This window comes from Rhodococcus sp. 1R11, from assembly GCF_004563845.1.
GTDB lineage: Bacteria > Actinomycetota > Actinomycetes > Mycobacteriales > Mycobacteriaceae > Rhodococcoides.
In genome coordinates this window covers 217,096-236,596 of record NZ_SPNG01000009.1, presented here as the reverse complement: position 1 = coordinate 236,596, position 19,501 = coordinate 217,096, and the positions used below count along the sequence as shown (strand labels likewise).

Sequence of the window (19,501 nt, the reverse complement as noted above, 5' to 3'; positions counted from 1 at the left end):
GCTACAGAATCCTTCGCCGCAATCCGCTGGCCCGCAGGACCTGACGTTCGACTCCGGCTCGAATGGCCTCCTCGGTGCCGATCACCCGCACATGCGACCGCGCACGGGTGATCGCGGTGTAGAGCAACTCGCGAGTGAGCAGAGTCGACGCCTCGGCGGGCAACAGAACCGACACGGTGTCGTACTGGCTGCCCTGACTCCGGTGAATCGTCATCGCGTACACGGTCTGCACGGACGACAGCACGTTCGGGTGAATGAGAACGTGGCCGCGTCCACGCGCGAAAGCGGCCATCGGAGTTCCGTTCTCACCCGACACCACAACACCCGTGTCTCCGTTGTAGATTCGCGCTTCGTGATCGTTGGCCGTCACCAGCAGCGGCTGACCGGGGTACCAGAAGGCGGGGTCGAGAAAGGTCTTGGTCGCTTCACCTACCCATTCGAGTGCCAGCCGGTCCCACAGCGCGACGCCCCACCGCCCCTCACGGTGCGCGCACAGAAGTCGATGCTTCTCCAGTCCCAGCAGCGCCGCGGCGGCGTCACCGCGGGTTGCCGCCGCCGTGACCTCGGCGGCGGTGTCGACCACGTCGGCCCGTAATGCGTCGGTGTCCTCGGGTGCATGGAACGAGATCTGGTCGTCACCGGATTCGAGTAGTTCCATCACCTCGTCACCGCGGCCGTCTCGAACAGCGACGGCCAGACGGGCGATCGCGCCACCGAATCGTCGACCGCGGCTGAGCCGAACCACTCCGCCGCGCAACCTGTCTCGCTCGAACGCACTGAGCGCCGCCTCGTCCGGATCCTCGGCTGCGTCGAAATCCGCGTCGACCAGGTGCGCCAACACAGGGTTTTCGGTGCCGGTGACCGGCCGTGCCACGAGGTCGGCCAACACTGCTCCGGCGTCGACGGACGTCAACTGATCGGGATCGCCCACCAGTATCAACCGCGATTCCGGTCGTACTGCTTCGAGCAGTCGACACATCATCGTCAACGACACCATCGACGTCTCGTCGACAACCACCACGTCGTAGGGCAGTCGATTGTGAGAGTCGTGACGAAACCTCGTCTTGCTGCCCGGTTTCCACCCGAGTAGGCGATGCAGAGTCATTGCTTTCAGTTCTGCCGGGAGACCCAGCACTCCCGCTTGCTCGGCCACCGACTCCTGCAGACGAGCGGCAGCTTTGCCGGTGGGGGCGGCAAGACCGATTCTCACGTCGCTGCCGTGTTCTCGAACCAACAGCGCCAGAATCCGAGCCACCGTGTGGGTCTTGCCGGTGCCCGGCCCGCCGGCTATGACCGTGGTCCAGTGCGTCGCCGCGAGGGCTGCTGCAATGCGTTGTCGATCGGGAGGGGTGGTGGGTGCGCCGGATTCGTCGATGAACAATTCGGCCAACGCACGGTCGATCTTTGCACCGTCGACGACGGGGTGCGACTGCGATCGAGCGTCGAGTATGCCTCGAACTGTGTTCTCCTGCAGGTGATATCGATCCAGGTAGAGCAGTTCACCCAGGTCGGTGCGCACCAGCTTCAGCGGCGTCAGCGGCCCGTTGGCGCTGCCGAGCACGAGCGGACTGACCGCCAACGCGTCGAGAACGTCGGACAGATCGGGCCAGGGTAGAAGGCTCGGATCCACGTCCGATTCCTCGTCCACCGTGACATCCCGCAGGCGCTGCAGGTCGAGACATATCGATCCGGATCGCACTGCGCGCACCGTCAGAGCCGTTGCGAGCAGCACCGGTTCGGAGGTTTCCCCGGCCAGGGCACCGAGCCGCAACGCCACGTGCACGTCGGCCGCTGTCAGTACACCGGCGTCGTTGAAGGACCGCAGGATTCCGCTGCCGCGCAGCGCCGTCGAGACACTCGTCATCGTTGGGCCTTTCCGGCGAGCAGATCCGACAACTCGACCACCAGTGCCGAAGGCGGATCCCAGTCGAACACCCCGCAGCCGGCCGGAGTCTGCGGCCCCACCATGCCCCGAACGAACAGGTACCGCACTCCGCCGAGATGCGTCTCGGGCCGGTAGTTCGGTTGACGCCATCGCAGATACCTGTGCAGCGCAACGGCATACAGAATGGCCTGCAGTGGATAGTGCGACCGCATCATCTCCTGCGCCATCTTCTCGCGCGTGAAATTGCCGGTCGTCAGATCGCCTCGGGCCAGGCGGTTGGTCTTGTAGTCGACCACGATGTAGCGAGGGCCGGGTATCCGAAGAACGGAGTCGATACTTCCGGTGAGAAAGCCGCGCAGTGGGGTGGCGTCCACTTCATCGAGCAGATCGGCGTAGTCCGCGAGGACATCCGCCGGGTCGAGATGTCGACGCAGCAGCTGTGCAACCGATGTCAGGGTCACGCTCGATTCCACCGGGTCGTCGCCTCCGGCCAAGGGCAGCTCGAAATCCAGCTCTGCCAGGTGGTCGTTCGGCGCGATGTCGGCCAGCGTCCCGAAGCCCAACGGAGTCTGCATCACCGGCAATAGGGCAGCGGCCAGAGCCGTCGGATCGACATCTGCCATCCGTGAGGAAACGGCAGCTCTGCAGCGCTGCTCGAGTTCGGACAGTAGATCGGCTGCGGAGGTGTCGACGTGTTCGAGTGCCTCGTGCACCAGGGTTCCGAATGCGGCACCGGCCGGCATTCCGTTCATCGGTGACGCGATCCCGTCCACGGGCTCGTCTGGGTTCGCGCTTCCCAGCGGAGGTTCGACAGGCTCATCCGCTTTCTCGGGCCGCTCGGCCTCACTGGTCACCCCCACCTCCGGCTCGATGGGCGACGCATCGTGCGCGTGAGCGGTCAAGGCCGAGTAGGACGTCCGACGCCACAACAGATCCAGAGCACGCCCGAAGCGAGCGGCAGTGACGTCGCGGTGTTCCTCCTCGGGTCGAACCCACTGCTGTTCCGAGGGTGGTGTGGGGCCGACTGCCTCGATCGAGATCAGATCCGCTGACGGACCGACCCAGGATTGCACGCGGTTGGCGGTAGTGGCGTCATCGAGCACCTTGTACGACGGCTCCGGCTGCGCAATCCCCGGAATGCGACCGAACAGCATGCGGTGCAACGACGACGTAGCGGTGTTGCGTCCCGGTGCCCACCACAACACCACCTGACACTGGGCTCTGGTGAGTCCCACGTACAGCAGCCGTAGTTCTTCTCCGGCTTCTTCCCGATCGTTGACGAGCTTCCGTGCTGCGTAGCCGGCCCCGGAGGGACCGCCGACGTCCCGGATGCGGTGGCCGTCCTCGTGCAGCAGCAGGGTCGACGGTGAGCTGAAGTACAGCGTGTCCCAGGCGTACGGAAGGTAGACGACGGGAAACTCCAGTCCCTTGCTCCCGTGCGTGGTCATGATCTGTACTGCCGCCGAGTCACTGTCGAGCCGGCGACTGCGATCGGTGGACCCGCCGGCTGCCGGTTCCTTGATTCGATCGGTGAGCCACCGAGTGAGAGCGGTGATTCCGTACGATTCGGATACCGCTGCGCGATTGAGCAATTGGGCGATGTGCCGCAGGTCGGTCATCGTGCGCTCCCCCGCCTCGACCGCGAGCAACCGAGCATCGAGACCCGACTGCGCCGACACCCGCTCGAACACTGCCGCGAAACCCGCCTCGTCGAACAGCACGGAGTACTCACGCAGCCGGCTGCTCACCTGCGACAGTGCGTCCTCGGCCCCGGAATCGAGTTGGGCGGCAGTCCAACCGAGCAGAGGCGTCAGGGCTGCCAGTCTGACGCGGTCGGCGCGGTGCGGTTGTTCGATCGCTTGCAGTAGCCACAGCCAATGTCGAGCACTGTCGGTGCCGAAGACGCTGGTGCTGCTCGACACCACCGACGGCACACCCACTGCGTCGAGCGCATCTCGAATCAACGCAACCTGTTTGGTCGTGCGAGTCAACACCGCGATGTCCCGCGGCTCGACCGTCCTCGGCCCGTCCGGCCGGTCCATGACGGCGTTCCCGGACAGAAGCGTCACGATCTCGGCCGCCACATCTGCAGCCACCCGAGAGCGGAGTCGATCCACCGCCGGGAATCCCGAACGTAACGGTCCTGCTCCTGTGCGCGGCAGATAGCGCAACCGAAGCGGAGGATGTCCTGCCATGCGCGAGAACGGGTTCCGTGCTTCTACGCGACGGACGACGATGTCGTCGTGTCCGAGGGCGGCACCACCGTAGAGATGGTCCAACGCGTCGAGGAGACCGGAGTCGCTACGCCAGTTCGCTGTCAACTCGTACAGGTGATCAGCCGACTGCACCGCATCCAGATAGCTCAGCACTTCGGCACCGCGGAAAGCGTAGATGGCCTGCTTCGGATCTCCGACGAGGATCAGTGTCGTGAAGCCGTGAAAGGCCCGGCGCAGGATGTCCCACTGCATAGGGTCGGTGTCCTGGAATTCGTCGATCAACACGACACGGAACCGGTCTCGCACGCGCGCGCATGCTGCCTCCCCGTGCACGGGATCGGACAACACCGAGTGCAGCAGTCCGAGTAGATCGTTGTAGTCGCGGATGCCGAGAAGACGTTTGCGCCGATCGACTTCACGGCGGGCCTCCTGAGCGAACTGCACCCGCAGGGCGGCTTCCCGGTTGCCGTCGTCGCGGTCGAGGTCGCCGATGTCGGGGTACAGGATCGACTGTTGATCTCCGACGGCAGCCGCGGCCAGTTGTTGGGCGTCGCGTCGCCCGAACGGTGGTGCCTCGTCGTCGCCGCTGAACATCTGCAGATACAGATCGTCGACCACCTGCTCGAGCAGATCGGACACCGACTCGACGAACGTGGATTCGGGTTCGCGCTCACCCGCGATACCCAGCCCGTCGAGCATGCGTTGACAGAAGCTGTGCGTGGTGACGATCGTCCCGGCGTCGAAGTCCGACAGCGCTTTGCGCAGTCGCCGGCGCCGCTTGTCCACTTCCTCGTCGTCTGCCGCGGCGAGAAAGGCGACGAGAGGGTCGCGCGCACCACGCGCAGCGTCCGGATCCCCGAGGTCTCGAGCGATCGACGCGAACCGGCTGCGGGTGCGATCGCGCAGTTCCTGGGTCGCCGCCCGACTGAACGTCACCAGCAGTAGATCAGAGATCTCGGCCAGTCCTTCGGCGATGTACCGCGCCGCGAGTCCGACGATCGCGTACGTCTTGCCCGTTCCGGCACTGGCCTCGAGCACGGTCGTCCCGGTCGGCATCGGACCGAGTAGGTCGAATCCGCGTGCGGCGGTCATGCGTTCCCCATGTTCTCTGCGGCCAGCAATGGATCCCACAACCGGCGGGAGAGAACTCCGAAGCGGCTCTGCTCGTTCGCGGGGTCGGTCTCGTCGTCGAGAGGGCTCGGATCGAGCAAGGTTCCGATCGAGAGCGTCGGGCCGTGCACGTATCGCAACGATCGGTCGGTGCCGTCACCGAAATCGCCGCGCCACGCCCAGCCGGCAGATTCGTAACCGTCCTCGATCGATCCGCCGCCGAACCGCTTCTCCGCGTAGGCAGCTGCCGTTCCGGTCGAGATCGGCAGCGGCGCAACCAATCCGCGATCCCGCAGGTCCACCACGTCGCGGAGTACCGCGAGGGGATTCGGAGGGGTCGTCAGGCGGGACCGGCGAGGCGGACGCATTCCGCTGGCGCGCCCGATGGTGACCGCGCTCCACTCCCCCGGCTCGGACGATGCCACCGCCAGCAGACGCACCCACGCCGCGAGCCTGTGCTTGGCCGCCAGCCGTGAATAGGACGAACGCACGAGTGTCCGGTCGTGAATGCCGGTGACGGTACCGGTCAGACGTCGCCCATCACCGAGATCGACCACGATGTCGGTGGTCTCGGCCGGGCCGTCGTGAAACGGCGCAGCCGCGTCGGCGATGATTCCGACGACTCGGCGGATGTCGGACATCTCGCGTCGACCTTGATGAAACGGAGGCAACGTGCCCCGCCGCCACTCGGCGTCGGCGAATTCGCCGATGTCCGTGCCGGCCAGCACCGCTGCCAACATTCGATCGCCGATGTTCCACCGAGACAACGGATCCAGTTCGATGTCGAGACTGTCCGCCAGATCGTCTTCGAGCTCGGGAACTCGAAACCCGAGACGTTGACGCAGAAACGCCTGAACCGGATTCTCCACGAACGCGATCACGTCCGCGAGTTCCACGTCGCCCGAATTCGCTGGGGGCAATGCATCTGGCAAGAACAACGGCACCGGTACGGACGGTCGCTGCTGAGACACGGCGCCCGCCAACGCCACCGTGTCGAAGCTGAACGGGTGTCGGGCCTCGAAATTGCGAGGATCGAAGGGCTGCAGCGGATGCCGGTGTTCGACGCTTTTGCCGGCGGTCACGTCGAGGACGTCCATCAACTCGCGCAGCGGGATCGCGGGCGGCTTGGTCGATCCGTCGACGGGGTCGGCACCGGTGTAGAAGAGCAGTAGCTTTTCTTCGGCGGACATCACGGCGTCGAGGAGTAGTTGACGGTCCTCGCTGCGGATGTCGCGTTCGCCGACGGCGGGGTCACGTGCAAGGACGTCGTCTCCATCGAGCAAGCCGACGCGGGGGAACACCTCGTCGTCGAGACCGAGGAGGATCACGACGCGGTGCGGGACCGATCGCATCGGCACCATTGTGCACACGGTGAGCTCTCCGGTGCGAAAGTTCGCTCGGGTGGGGCGGCCGGTGAGCTGGCCACCGAGCATGGCGCGCACGTCCGCCAGCCGCAGCTCGGCGGTGTCGCCGTGTTCGGTGGCCTCAGCGATCTCGCGGAGCGCTTGCGCCAGTTGCCATTCGTCGGCGGTGGGCACGTCGGCGAGAAGATCGAGGGTGCGGCCGAGCTGCCGAGTCCATTCGGTCACCGGGGCGCGCCCGGACAGCGCTCGAAGTACCGAGGCGAGCCGGTCGACCAGCTCGGCGAATCGGCCTGCGAGGCCGATGTCGTTGCTGTCCACATCGTCGAGGGGCAGCGCGAGGTCGAGATAGTCGTTCCTACTCTCGTCCGCTGCCACCCCGAGGAGAATGCGGTCGAGTGCGGACTTGAAGGTGTTCTGCCGAAAGTTGTTCAAGCCGAAGGCTTCTCGTTGGCGGACTGTCAAACCCCAGCGGGCACCGGACGTGGCGACCCATTCACGAAGTCGTTCGAGGTCGTCGTCGGTGAACGAGAACTTCTGCCGCACCGGGCCGCTCGCCGCGAAATCGAGTAGTTCGCTGGCAGTCACTCGCCCCTCGGAGAAGTCGAGCACCGTAGCCACCACATCCAGTACCGGATTGGTGCGACGCAGGCCCCGATCGGCAAGCCGGACCCGCAGTCGATGACCGGGATGCACCAATGTGGCCTGACCGAAATTGGCACGGATCAGCGGCGCATAGGTCTCGACGTCCGGGCACATGACGAGCACGTCACGAGGTTCTAGAGTCGGGTCGTCGGTGAACAGATGCAGCAGAGACTCGCGCAGCACCTCGACCTGGCGAGCAGGCCCATGACATGCGTGAATCTGCACGGTGCCGTCTGCGAGCGCCGGATCGCCGTCCGTCGTCGAGTGGGAGGGCACTTCGCCGCCGGCGATGTCGGATTGGATTGTGCCGAGCAAGGTCCGCGCTGGTTCGGGCCCTTCGTGGTGCACGGTGCGATCGGTGATCGAGCCGATGGTTGCCTGCAGTTCCCGCACGTCGCGCGACAGACTCGCCAGCAGCGGGTGCTCGACGGCCAGAGCGGTCACATCGTCTCGTCGTCGGGTGGCCGCCGGGATGTCGGCGAGTGTGGCCCACATCGACGGGCTGGGGTGTGGGATCCAGATGTGGACGTCGCGGTGGTGCGCGAGCGCGTGCAGGATGGCGAGCTGGTCGGCGGTCAGCCGAGTCGGACCGAACACCGACAATCTGGACGGTAGGTCCACCGCGTTCGGTTCCGATTGCAGTCTCGAACACGTATCGGGAAGGCGCTCGGCCGGACTCGGACTGCCGATCCGCTCGCGTACCAGGCTCCATACGCGCGGTTGCCACGTCAGGTCGTCGTCCAGTTTCTGGCCGAGTCCATCGGTGAATCGTCCGGCGCGCCAGTCGCGCAACATCTGGGGTCGTTGTGATCCGTAGGCGCGGAACAGCTCCGCGATGTGCGCGGCCGTCGACCAGCGGCGCCCTACCCGATGATCGTCCGATCCTGCACCCAGATGCTTGGAGAGCACGGCCGCCCACGGTTCGGTGCGGCAGTCGTCGATCACCGACAGCGCGGTCCACAGCACTCGATTGTGCGACCACGGGTCGTCGTCGGGATCGATGCCGTCTACCTCGGCGATGGTGCGCGCGACCAATCTCGCCGGGCTCGGGAACTCGATGTTCGCCGCTATTCCATCACCGTCCGGAGTCCCGAGGACGCTCGACAGACGCTGGGTGAGCCACCGCTCGACACCTTTGGCCGGCACCGACACGATTTCGGGCACGAAGGCATCGGACAGCGGCTCGGACAGTACGACGGCGAGGGCTGCGGCGAGCGTTCCTGCACGTTCGGCGCGGTGGAGCGTCAACACGGTCGAAGCCCCCTGCCTGCTCGTCTGAGAACGCCCGAATTCGGACTGGTGACGACCCTACTCGAGCCACCGACAAGTTCTGTCCGGTGAGTCGAGCCCTCGGCATCGGTCCATATGTGCAGAACCCGACGGCAATGAAGGAGAACGACATGTTCAGACACATTTTCGCGGTCGTGGCGGTCCGGGACATCGATATCGCAAACGCCTGGTACGCGAATTTGTTCGATCGTCGTGCGGACAACAATCCGATGCCGACCCTGGTGGAGTGGCAGGCCGCTCCCGGAGCATGGGTCCAGGTGACCGTCGATTCCGAGCGTGCAGGCTCGTCGCTGGTCAATGTTGCGGTCGACGACCTCGAATCGTTCGTGTCGGCGGCCCACTCGCGCGGAATCGACTTCGCCGACGTCGTCGAAGCGAACAAGGGCGTTCGGCTGTCCACGGCCACCGATCCCGACGGCAATTCCATCACCGCTATCGGCGGTTTTCGCGAGCACTACTGACCCGGGGCGTGCCGATTCGGCTCGAGGTGTAACGACGCTCGCACGCGGTGCGACATGATGGAAGGAAATGCGACCGCCCGGTTCGGAAGAACGTGGGGTTGCTCCCGTCTCGCGGACACCCTTCGCCGCGAGACCGACACCCCGTGACCCGAGGACGATCCGACGTGACCAGTGCCTACCCACCACCGTTCCAGCGCCCCGCACCCGAGCCAGCTCCTTCTCGACGACCCCTCGTCGGCAAGATCTTCGCCTGGGCGGCAATCGTTTTCGGCGCGATCTTCTTGATCGGAGCCATAGCCTCTTTCGAGTTCGGTGCGGTACTCGTCGGCGCATCGATGCTCGCTGCGGGCATTGCGTACCTGTGGTTGTCCCCCGAACGTGGACGCAAGGGTTGGGCCGTGCCGGCGATCGCTGTTCTTCCGGCATTGATCGTCATGGGACTGACGGGATCGACCGAACCCGAGAAGGTGGCCGTCACCCCGGTCGCGGCCGTGCCCGCGCTACCCACCGTGACGACGACCTCCGCACGTCCGACGACCACCACACCGGCACCGACCACGACGACCATGGCCGCACCCACAACAGAGCCCGTCGCCGCGATCGTGGAAATACCGACGACGTCGGAGTACATCCCCGATCCCGAGCCCGTCTACATTCCCGAACCTGTCTACATCCCGGAGCCGGTGTACACACCCGAGCCCGTCTACACCGTTCCCGCGCCGTTGGCAGCGGTGCCGGAGAGCGTCTACTACGCGAACTGCTCCGCTGTGCGTGCAGCAGGCGCAGCCCCTATCTACGCCGGCGAACCGGGATACAGCAGCAAACTCGACCGCGACGGGGACGGGGTCGGCTGCGAGAATTAGCCCACGCATCCGCCAGCCCGTGTCGAGACCGTGATGGCCGGTAGCGCCTCGCATTCCGCGAGAATCGTCATGCATCGTCCTTTCTCTCGGCGATCGCGATGGCGATGCGATCGAGATCGTCTTCGATCGCGCGTTCTCCAAAGACACGTTTCGCCGCCACGTCATCACCGCACTAGAGGGAACGAGCACGACGACGACGGCAGGTGGCGGTCGCCCCGCCGAGCTGTACCGCCGGGCACCCGATGCTGCACTGGCCGCTTCCGCGGACTCGTTCCTTCGCGGCTAGAGGCGTCGCGCGACGAAACCGGACATGCCAGCGGATAAGCTGCGAGCCATGGGATCGAAGCGGCCTGCCAACCGCGGACAGAAACGTGCAGAAAAGACCAAGGCCCGGCAACGGCGTCACCAGCAATCCAGGCCGGCACCGACCGGGGCCGATTCCGAGCGGATCAGCGATCTGATCGACGGTTTCGGTGAGTGGCTCGACGAGAGCGAGATGTCGGAGCAGGCCGAGGCAATCTCACGGTTGGTGGCGTCCACACTGACCCAGTTGTCCGGTGCGCGCCACGGCTTCTCCCCCAGTGCGTGGATTCCCGCCGATGCGCACCTGCTGGTGGATGCTGCAGAACGCATTCTGCAGGAGGAATCGGAGACCGCCGAGGACACGGCGGTGAACCTCGTTCTGACGTCACTGCAGTATCTGACATTCCTCGACGAGACCGACCTGTGGGACGGCAGCCCCGAGGACTACGCACACTGCATGGAAGACCTCTCCGACTTCCTCGAGGGCGACGAGCCCGACATGCTCGACGCAGACGACATCGATCTGCCGAACGTCTCGCTTGACCAGGAGCTTGCGGCGATTTCGGCTCTGCCGCTGTTGCCTACTCTCGATGACATCGTCGCGCGCGTCGCCGACGGACTGCCCGTGGCGGACGACGTCCATCTACGCACCGCAGTCGGTTCGGCACCGCTCGACGCAGCCGGACTCACCGAGTCCTCGCAGGTGGCAGCCGTCGACTACTGGTCGACGGCCATCGCGACCGAATTGGTCCGGATCGACGGCGACACGGCCAAGCTCGGCGACAACGCCCCGTCTCTGGCCAAGCGTGAGGCGGAGACCGTTCATGAGCTGGTTGCCGAACACGTCCGAGTGCAGCTGTCCGGAGACGCCGACGATCCCGACGTGTCCCGTTCGCTGGCCAACACGTTCGCGGTTCAAACCCTGCTGGCCGCGATGACCGACGAGCTGCCTCTGAACAACGAGGGCGAGGACTACGCCGATCTGGAAGGTGAAGACCTACGGACGGCGCAGCTGATCGACCACCGGGTTCGATCTCTGATCGAGCAAGGCATTCTCGTGCGAATCGAAGAGGTCCTGGCGGTTCCACATGCGCTGCGTCCCGCTGTTCTCGACGGGGTGGCCGAGGCGCACCCCTTCGGGGCGCTGGACGAAGAGACGCACGAGCCGCTCGAGGACTCGGCGTCGTCGTGAACGTACTCGCGCGCACTGAGACTCTGTCGGTGCTCGCCGCTAGCGTGACCGGCGCCGCGTTATCTCAGCGCGATTCGGGTAAGGAGCCGACATGAGCGATTCACTCGAGTTCGACTTCGACGTCGACTCGGCATGGATGCACTTCCAGCGCCGGCTCGGCGAGTACGTCAGCGCGATGCGTGACGGTGACGCCTTGGTGATCGAGTCTCGATACGACAGCACGGACGGCGTTCCTGACACCGCGGCCTGCGTCCAGTTCTACGCCTGGGATTTGGACATGGTTCGCTGCGAGCTGCCCGCCAACGAGCACCTACACAGTAGTCGCGCCATCACCGATACTCAGCGAGAAGCATTGAACACGTTGGGCTTTCGAACGTCTCGGGGTTCCGAGCCGGCTCCACCCCACGTCGACCGCAATCGTTCGTGGTCCGACGATCTGGCGAAGAAAACGGTCGCGGTGTTCCGTGATATCTGGGGCCTGCCGCACCCGTCCTTTCTGAGCTCGCGGGCTACCGGTCGCTACGACGTGCCGAGCTTCGAGGCCACCACCGAGCCCGTCTCGGCAGTCGTCCCACTGTGCGTGCAGCCGAAAGGCAAGGACCACCTGCAGCAACTGGTCGATCGTGCACTCGAACCCTGGTTCGGCTTTCCGCCCGATCACGACCCCGACGGCGACATTCCGCTGAGATTCGTCAACGGCACCGCGTACGTCACGGTCAAATCCACCGAGCCGGTCGTCGAGATCAATTCGACGCTGGTGCACGCCGTCACCGGACGCACCCGTGCGGCCGAGTTGCTGGTCGATCTCAACGTGCAGCTTCCGGATGTGATGCTGCATCTGGTCCAGGACTGCATCGTGGCCCAGGTACGTGTCAGCGGGTCACCGTTCGTGCCTGATCACCTACTGTGGGCGGTCCGGATGCTCTCGCACGTGTGGGAGCAGGTCGACGACAAGTTCGCCGAGGACTTCGGGGGCAGACTCGGCGAACCGACTCCTCCGGCCCTCGAAGGTGACGATTTCCCGGACGGTCTGCTCGCGTTGATAGAGCTGATCGCGGATTCGCCCGATGTCGTCGAGCCACGCACCGTCCTCGAGTGCTGCTTGTCGGACCGTGACGTGGTGGTGTCGTATCTACGCATCAGCGCCGAGCAGGAAGCATCGTGGCGCGGCATGGCGGTAGCGGCGGATCTTGGCGACGAACAATGCGATGTGGACGAGGCGGATCGTGAGGCCGAGAACTGGGGTCGCGCGGTGACGGCCCTGCGGGAGGTACTGCGGAGTACCCCCGAACAGGTCACTCCTGTGGTCGATCCGTCGGCAATTCAATTGCAGCTGTTCGAGACCGACGAAGTTGCGGAGGTGTCCGACGAGCGTTCGGACGACCAGTAGCGCCGATCGAGCAGAAAAATCTCGACACGCTTCCCTTTCGTGTTAACTGGGGTTACATTAACTCCATGTTCGCACCACGTTTGGAGAAGCCATGACACTGACGACCGGCAACACGTCCGTTTCGGTGGACATCGACGCCACGGACGAGCAGCAGTACAACGAAACACTCACGTTGCTGTCCGAAGGATCGGTGCACAAGCACTTCGATCCTTACGTCGATATCGACTGGGAGTCCGAGAAGTTCGCGGTACCGGCCAACGACCCCCGCTGGGTTCTGCCGGCCAAGACCGACCCCATCGGGGGCCATGACTGGTACAAGTCCCTGCCGCTGGACCGGCAGATCGAGATCGGCATGTGGCGTCAGGCCAATGTTGCCAAGGTCGGGCTGCAGTTCGAGAACATCCTGATCCGCGGCATGATGCAGTACGTCTTCTCGCTGCCCAACGGCTCGGCAGAGGCGCGCTACTGCACCCACGAATCCATCGAAGAGTGCAACCACACGCTGATGTTCCAGGAAATGGTCAATCGGGTGGGTTCGGACGCTCCCGGCATGAGTCGGCCGATGAAGATGCTCTCGCCGTTCATTCCCCTGTTCGCGACGCTGCTACCCGAGTTGTTCTTCGTCGGAGTCCTCGCAGGCGAAGAACCCATCGATCACATCCAGAAGTCGGTGCTTCGTTCCGGCGAAGAAATTCATCCGATCATGCAGAGCGTGATGGCCATTCATGTGGCCGAGGAGGCCCGCCACATCTCGTTCGCGCACCAGCTCCTGCGTCGTCGCGTGCCCAAGATGTCCAAGATCGGACGCTTCCTGTTGTCACTGGCCTTCCCGGTCACGATGCGCATCCTGTGCGATGTCATCGTCATCCCGCCGAAGAAGTTCTGGACCAAGTTCGATATCCCGAAGAGCGTGAAGAAGGACCTGTTCTGGGGAACCGAGCAGTCGCAGCACGCACTGCAGGACTACTTCGGTGATGTTCGCATGCTGGCCACTGATACCGGAATGATGAACCGCGCGGCTCGCCTGATGTGGAAGCTGTGCGGAATCGACGGCAAGGCATCGCGTTTCCGTAGCGAGCCGGACCGCAGCTCGAGCCAGTTCGCCGCATAGCCCTCTCGACTCCCCACGCGCCAGTTATCCGTACAGCAGCGCCCGCCGTCAGGAACCCCACATGCCCCACGTCGTCACCCAATCATGTTGCAGCGACGCGTCGTGCGTCTACGCGTGCCCCGTCAACTGCATTCACCCCACCCCCGACGAGCCGGACTTCCTGACGGCGGAAATGCTGCACATCGACCCTCAGTCGTGTGTCGATTGCGGTGCCTGTGTGTCGGCCTGCCCGGTGGACGCCATCGTTCCCCAGGCCAAACTGACCGAGGCTCAACTTCCGTTCCTGACCATCAACGCCGACTTCTACAAGCAGGAGCGGCCGCCACGGCCGATTCTGGCTCCGGTCACGCCGGCCGCCTCGGTGTCGAGAGATCGCCAACCGCTCCGAGTGGCGATCGTCGGATCCGGCCCCTCGGCGATGTACGCGGCCGACGAGCTGCTCACGCAGCCGGGGGTCAGCGTCGATGTCTACGATCGGCTTCCGCAACCGCACGGCCTGGCACGCCTGGGTGTTGCACCCGACCACCAGAAGACGCGTCAAGTGTCACGGCTATTCGAAACCATCTCGGCGCAAGAGGGATTCACCTATCACCTCGGCGTCGAGGTAGGGAAAGACGTGACACACGACGAATTGATGGATACCCATCACGCCGTGATCTACGCGGTCGGAGCGTCGTCGGATCGCGAACTCGGCATCCCCGGAGCGGAACTGCCCGGGCGTACTTCGGCGACCGACTTCGTCGCCTGGTACAACGGCCATCCCGATCACGCTCACCGCACGTTCGATCTGTCAAACGAACGAGCGGTCGTCATCGGCAACGGCAACGTTGCACTCGACGTGGCCCGGATCCTGACCATGGACCCCGACGCGCTCGCCGCGACCGACATCGCACCTCACGCATTGGAAGCACTGCGCCACAGTGCCATTCGAGAGGTGATGGTCGTCGGTCGGCGCGGCGTGGCGCAATCCGCATTCACGGTGCCCGAATTCGCGGGACTGCTGACCGTCTCCGATATCGATCTCACCGTCGATCGCAGCGAGCTCGCACTGGATCCGGTGACGGTACGACTGGCCGGCACCAACGACCTGCCGCACGCGGTCGCCCAGAAGCTGCAACTGCTGCGGCACGTCGACGAGTCACCCGAGCACATCGACGGCCGAAAGCGCATCAGCCTGCGCTACCTGCTCTCCCCCACTCGAATCCTGGGCACTGACCGTGTCACCGGCGTCGAGTTCGAGCGCATGGGTCTGACCGCCGACACCGACGATGTGGTGCGCAGTACCGCCACCGGCGAGATCGAAACGATCGATGCCGGCCTCGTCCTCACCTCGATCGGATACCGCGGCGTCGCGCTGCCGGGAATTCCGTTCGATCACGCAGTCGGCATCATCCCCAACCTCGGCGGCCGCGTACTCGAGGAAGTGGGCGGATCCCCGTCGACCGGTACGTACGTCACCGGGTGGATCAAGAGGGGACCTTCCGGCTTCATCGGCACCAACAAATCGTGCGCGCAGGAGACCGTTGGACATCTGGTCGACGACTTCAACGCAGGCCGCCTGACCGATCCGATCGACCTGCCCCGCGCATGGTCGGCCACCCCGGGCCGAGGGTCGCTGCGTCGCTCGAAAGACAGATTGCTGGCATTGCGCCGATCCTGACCGCTCGGCGCCGACACCCCACCCGGTCGGGATCAATGCGACTGTCAGTCGCTCCGAGTGCAACAAGGCCACATTCATCCGGTCAGGGCGTGAGGTTGAAGCGACGACCATCAGGGTAGATTGGGGTGTATCGGCCACCGATTCGCGGCGGGCCAACACCTCGAGGAGACCGAGATGCCGGGCCTGCGTCGCATCACAGCCACAGCCGCTGTCCCATTTGTCGGAATTGCCATTGCGCTCGTGTGCGCCGCACCGGCGCAGGCTCTGCCCACACCGGGCGATCTGGCCGATGTGCCATCCCGGACGTCGATCTCGTACGAACACGTGCCGACAGGCACATACGTCGGGAGTGCCGAGGACAATTCCGCACGTCCCGGGCTGTCGACGGTCAAGCTCTACATGGCCGACTACGTCGTTCGCTTCGGAGACGGTTCGCCGCGAGATCGCGACCTGGCCGCACGCATGGTCCAGATCAGTGACGACGGTGCCGCCTCGGTACTCGACAACAAGTATCCCCAGGCCATCGATTCGACGGCAACGGAGTTCGGACTCACCTCAACCTCGCGTGGCGGTTTCTGGGGCAATTCCTACACCAGCACAGCCGACACCGTGCGATTCCTGGCGGCGAAGAAGCGAACAGACCCCGCGAGCCCGGTCCTCGGCTGGATGAACTCCGCCGCACCGGTTGCAGCCGACGGAACCGTGCAGGACTGGGGCACCCGGCAACTACCCGGCGTGACCGGTAGCAAATGGGGATGGGCCGACGACGGATCGAGCGTGGTTGCGTCCGCGTCGATCGGTGACGAATTCGTCGTGGCTTCCAACACGTATGGACCGCGCCGCTCACAGACCGACGACGTCCTGGCAGCGCTGGGCGGCGTCGAGTTGACGGCACCGCCCGCTGCTTCTCCTGTACCGAACCTTCCCGTGATTCCCGGCCTGCCGTCGGTGGAAGAACTGCTGCTGATGCTCGCCCCTCGCTGACATGTTCGAATAACTTGTCGGACCCCTCCCCTACTCTGCGATTCACCGAAAAGTTCGGGGACCACACCCGGGGGACGTGGAGGGGACGACGATGAGTCGTATCGATCTGGACAGTTTCTTTCAGGTATTCACGCGCAACCAATGCGCGGGTCGGTGCTGATCCAAACGAATTGCTGGACAGCGGAATCGGTTTCGCCCAGTTGGGGACGTCGACGAAGGACATGACCCAGCTGATGGCCGAACGCCTGTCCGCCGCGGACGAAACCGGCCGAGAACATTCGGTGCACGATCGCGCGGCGAAGATACTCGACGACGCTCTCGACAAGGCGTTCGAGAATGGTTGGCAGCCTGCCGAACTGGTGCACGTAACGCGTCAGAGCGCCGGAGGTGATGGCGCTGCGGTCATGATCGAGGCCATCGGCGCTCACGCGGCGCGCAGTTCCGCCGACAGCATTGCTCCCGAATCCTGGCGAGATCAGTTGTCCGAGCTGAACGTCGAATCTGCAGGCGGCACTTCCGCCGAACGTCTTCGGCGGTGGCGTTCGTACAACCGGCGATCGTCGGCGCAATCGTGGTACACCCTGTTGCTCGTACTCGGTTGCGCGACATCGTTGTTGCCCCTCGAGACACTCCTGCCCCCTCCTACTCGATGGACATCGAGCACTACGCCTGCCGGTCCGCGGAAGGCTCCGGATTCGAAGATGCTCGGCAAGATACGAGGGCTACTGGCCAAGGCCGAGTCGACGCAATTCCCCGCTGAAGCCGAGGCATTGTCGGCCAAGGCCCAGGACCTGATGACGCGCTATGCGATCGACAGCGCGCTTCTCGATGCGGGGAACACTCGCAACTTGATCGACGATGTCGCCCCCGTCGCATCATGGTGAGCAATCCGTACTCCAAAGCCAAACTGCTTCTGCTGCACAGCGTCTGCCAGGCCAACGGGGCCAGAACATTGTGGAAGAAGAAGTACCTGCTGGCCACCGTGATGGGTCTGCCCGTCGATCTCGATCTGTGCGAGCTTCTGTACACCTCGTTGCTGGTCCAATCGGCACGCGCACTCGACGAGGTCGGCGAGTCGTCGACCTCGCGGACTCGCAGCTTCCGTCACGCATTCTTGATCGCATACGCCCATCGAGTCGGCGAACGATTGCAGGAGGCACGCACGCGGGCTACCGCGGCGGCAACGCAACAGCACGGATCGGCTCTGGTCCCGATCATGGCGACACGATCCGATGCCGTGGACCGTGTCTACGCTGCCCGGTACCCGTCGACGAAGACGATCGAGTCAGCAGCAACAATGCTCAGGGGTGGCTTGCAGGCCGTGCCGCCGCCGAACGCGCCGACCTTACCGGTGGGCGCGAACGTATCGACAAATCAGATCTGGCCTCGTAGTGCGCGCTACATTGGCTGACATGACCGGTCTGGATACTCCGCTGACACCACTTCGCTTTCTCGAACGCGCTGCGGAGGTTCATCCCCACAAGATCGCCGTAGAGGATGGTCCGCGCACCTTCACCTACGAACAGTCCGCCGCTGCCGTCACCCGGCTCGCGCATGCACTGCGCGCGTCGGGGGTCGGCCACGGCGATCGGGTGGCCTACATTGCGTCGAACTCGGCGGAGTTGCTGTTCGCGCATTACGCGGTGCCACTGGCCGGCGCCGTTCTGGTCGCCATCAACACCCGCCTCTCACCGGACGAGGTTCGGTACATCTGCGATCACTCCGGTTCGGTGCTGCTGGTGGGCGATTCGGCACTGCTGGCCGGTCTCGGAACAGATCCCATCGCAGATTCGGTCACCGAGATCGTCGAGACCCCCTCGGCGGACGGCACGTACGACAGGCTGCCGCACACCACGCGATACGACGCGTTCCTCGAACGGGGCACGAACGAACCGATGGAGTGGGAGGTCGACGACGAGACGTCGACCATCACGATCAACTACACCTCGGGCACCACCGGTCGACCCAAGGGCGTGATGTACACCCACCGCGGTGCTTACCTCAATTCCCTGGGAGAACTTCACCACCAGGGATTCGGGGTCGACACCCGATATCTGTGGACTCTGCCGATGTTCCACTGCAACGGGTGGTGCACCACGTGGGCGGTCACGGCCGCGTCCGGCACACACGTGTGCCTTCGCGGAGTGCGCGGCGACGCCATCTGGTCGGCCATCGACAACGGCGTCGATCACCTTGCCGGTGCGCCGACCGTGTTGACCACTCTCGCCACTGCTGCAGAGGCACATTCACTCGATCGACCGTTGACCATCGTCACTGCGGGAGCTCCTCCGAGCCCGACGATCATCGCCAAGATTCGAGCATTGGGAGCAACGCTCGTACACGTCTACGGCCTCACCGAAACCTACGGTCCGTATTCGGTGTGCGAGGCGAAGCAGGAATGGCTCGAACTGGACGCCGACGAACAGGCCCGTCGCTTGGCTCGACAGGGAGTCGGCATGCTCACTGCGGACCGTTTACGGGTGGTCCGCGACAAGCCTGGCCCCGGTGGGGTTTTGATCGATGTCGAACCCGACGGCACCGAAATGGGTGAGATCGTCATGCGCGGCAACAACGTCATGAAGGGGTATTACAACGACACGGCCGGAACGACACAGGCTTTCGCGGGCGGCTGGTTCCATTCCGGTGACCTCGGGGTGATGCATCCCGACGGCTACGTTCAGCTACTCGATCGCGCCAAGGACGTCGTCATTTCCGGCGGCGAGAACATCTCCACCATCGAGGTGGAACAGGCACTGGCGAGCCATCCTGCCGTCGCGGATGTTGCGGTCATCGGGGTGCCCGACGACAAGTGGGGAGAGCGGCCGAAGGCGTTCGTGGTGCTGGTGCCCGGCGCCAACGTCTCGGAAGCCGAGCTCGTGGCGCACGTGAAATCGGCCATCGCGTCGTACAAGGCCCCGCGCAACGTCGAGTTCATCGTCGAGCTGCCGAAGACATCGACCGGCAAGATCAGGAAGAAGGAGTTGCGCGACGCCGAGTGGGGCACGTCCGCGTCCAAGATCAACGGATAGC

General features: G+C 64.5%; 13 protein-coding genes. 10 read left to right on the top strand and 3 right to left on the bottom strand.

Features of this window, described 5'->3' with window-relative positions; genetic code table 11:
- Window position 1: 1 nt before the first annotated feature.
- The 3 genes from recD to recC are packed head-to-tail and all read right to left on the bottom strand — an operon-like array spanning window position 2 to window position 8,468.
- Window positions 2–1,864 (bottom strand): exodeoxyribonuclease V subunit alpha, encoded by a 1,863-nt coding sequence (gene recD / locus E4P29_RS17340; RefSeq protein WP_135046431.1) that lies wholly within the window; start codon window positions 1,862–1,864, stop codon window positions 2–4.
- Complete coding sequence (locus E4P29_RS17335; protein ID WP_135046430.1) at window positions 1,861–5,193, bottom strand: UvrD-helicase domain-containing protein; 3,333 nt, start codon at window positions 5,191–5,193, stop codon at window positions 1,861–1,863. Before E4P29_RS17335 ends, recD begins: the two co-directional genes overlap by 4 nt.
- Window positions 5,190–8,468: an exodeoxyribonuclease V subunit gamma gene (recC, locus tag E4P29_RS17330; protein ID WP_135046429.1), complete on the bottom strand. Its 3,279-nt coding sequence runs from the start codon at window positions 8,466–8,468 to the stop codon at window positions 5,190–5,192. The genes E4P29_RS17335 and recC overlap by 4 nt, the downstream gene beginning before the upstream one ends.
- 149 nt (window positions 8,469–8,617) lie before the next feature.
- On the opposite strand from recC, the gene E4P29_RS17325 reads away from it, so the two are divergent.
- The 10 genes from E4P29_RS17325 to E4P29_RS17275 all read left to right on the top strand — a co-directional run bounded on the left by E4P29_RS17325 (window position 8,618) and on the right by E4P29_RS17275 (window position 19,500).
- Window positions 8,618–8,968 carry a VOC family protein gene (locus tag E4P29_RS17325; protein ID WP_135046428.1) on the top strand — a complete coding sequence of 117 codons (351 nt, stop codon included), beginning with the start codon at window positions 8,618–8,620 and terminating at the stop codon, window positions 8,966–8,968.
- A gap of 164 nt (window positions 8,969–9,132) precedes the next feature.
- Window positions 9,133–9,831, top strand: a complete 699-nt coding sequence (locus E4P29_RS17320; protein WP_135046427.1) for an excalibur calcium-binding domain-containing protein — start codon at window positions 9,133–9,135, stop codon at window positions 9,829–9,831.
- Window positions 9,832–10,165: 334 nt separating this feature from the next.
- Window positions 10,166–11,326 carry a hypothetical protein gene (locus E4P29_RS17310; RefSeq protein WP_135046426.1) on the top strand — a complete coding sequence of 387 codons (1,161 nt, stop codon included), beginning with the start codon at window positions 10,166–10,168 and terminating at the stop codon, window positions 11,324–11,326.
- A 91-nt stretch (window positions 11,327–11,417) separates the two neighbouring features.
- Window positions 11,418–12,716, top strand: a complete 1,299-nt coding sequence (locus E4P29_RS17305) for a hypothetical protein (RefSeq protein ID WP_135046425.1) — start codon at window positions 11,418–11,420, stop codon at window positions 12,714–12,716.
- A 91-nt stretch (window positions 12,717–12,807) separates the two neighbouring features.
- The gene (locus tag E4P29_RS17300) at window positions 12,808–13,827 is read left to right on the top strand and encodes a diiron oxygenase (protein ID WP_135046424.1); all 1,020 of its coding nucleotides are present in this window, start codon (window positions 12,808–12,810) and stop codon (window positions 13,825–13,827) included.
- 61 nt (window positions 13,828–13,888) lie between these two features.
- The gene (locus E4P29_RS17295) at window positions 13,889–15,487 is read left to right on the top strand and encodes an FAD-dependent oxidoreductase (RefSeq protein ID WP_209205445.1); all 1,599 of its coding nucleotides are present in this window, start codon (window positions 13,889–13,891) and stop codon (window positions 15,485–15,487) included.
- A gap of 174 nt (window positions 15,488–15,661) precedes the next feature.
- Complete coding sequence (locus E4P29_RS17290) at window positions 15,662–16,471, top strand: hypothetical protein (RefSeq protein ID WP_135046423.1); 810 nt, start codon at window positions 15,662–15,664, stop codon at window positions 16,469–16,471.
- Window positions 16,472–16,692: 221 nt separating this feature from the next.
- Window positions 16,693–17,355, top strand: coding sequence for a DUF2786 domain-containing protein (locus tag E4P29_RS17285; RefSeq protein WP_135046422.1), 663 nt, complete (start codon window positions 16,693–16,695; stop codon window positions 17,353–17,355).
- Entirely contained in the window at window positions 17,349–17,882 is a 534-nt protein-coding gene (locus E4P29_RS17280; RefSeq protein ID WP_135046421.1) for a hypothetical protein, read from the top strand. The genes E4P29_RS17285 and E4P29_RS17280 overlap by 7 nt, the downstream gene beginning before the upstream one ends.
- Before the next feature lies 1 nt (window position 17,883).
- On the top strand, window positions 17,884–19,500 hold the full coding sequence (locus tag E4P29_RS17275; protein WP_135046420.1) for an AMP-binding protein: 1,617 nt from the start codon (window positions 17,884–17,886) through the stop codon (window positions 19,498–19,500).
- The last annotated feature ends 1 nt before the right edge of the window (window position 19,501 follow it).

Bases quoted from the DNA above. Each gene is read 5' to 3' on its own strand.
- recD (WP_135046431.1), bottom strand. From the start codon at position 1,864: ATGACGAGTGTCTCGACGGCGCTGCGCGGCAGCGGAATCCTGCGGTCC.
- E4P29_RS17335 (WP_135046430.1), bottom strand. From the start codon at position 5,193: ATGACCGCCGCACGCGGATTCGACCTACTCGGTCCGATGCCGACCGGG.
- E4P29_RS17325 (WP_135046428.1), top strand. From the start codon at position 8,618: ATGTTCAGACACATTTTCGCGGTCGTGGCGGTCCGGGACATCGATATC.
- E4P29_RS17310 (WP_135046426.1), top strand. From the start codon at position 10,166: ATGGGATCGAAGCGGCCTGCCAACCGCGGACAGAAACGTGCAGAAAAG.
- E4P29_RS17305 (WP_135046425.1), top strand. From the start codon at position 11,418: ATGAGCGATTCACTCGAGTTCGACTTCGACGTCGACTCGGCATGGATG.
- E4P29_RS17300 (WP_135046424.1), top strand. From the start codon at position 12,808: ATGACACTGACGACCGGCAACACGTCCGTTTCGGTGGACATCGACGCC.
- E4P29_RS17295 (WP_209205445.1), top strand. From the start codon at position 13,889: ATGCCCCACGTCGTCACCCAATCATGTTGCAGCGACGCGTCGTGCGTC.
- E4P29_RS17290 (WP_135046423.1), top strand. From the start codon at position 15,662: ATGCCGGGCCTGCGTCGCATCACAGCCACAGCCGCTGTCCCATTTGTC.
- E4P29_RS17285 (WP_135046422.1), top strand. From the start codon at position 16,693: ATGACCCAGCTGATGGCCGAACGCCTGTCCGCCGCGGACGAAACCGGC.
- E4P29_RS17280 (WP_135046421.1), top strand. From the start codon at position 17,349: ATGGTGAGCAATCCGTACTCCAAAGCCAAACTGCTTCTGCTGCACAGC.
- E4P29_RS17275 (WP_135046420.1), top strand. From the start codon at position 17,884: ATGACCGGTCTGGATACTCCGCTGACACCACTTCGCTTTCTCGAACGC.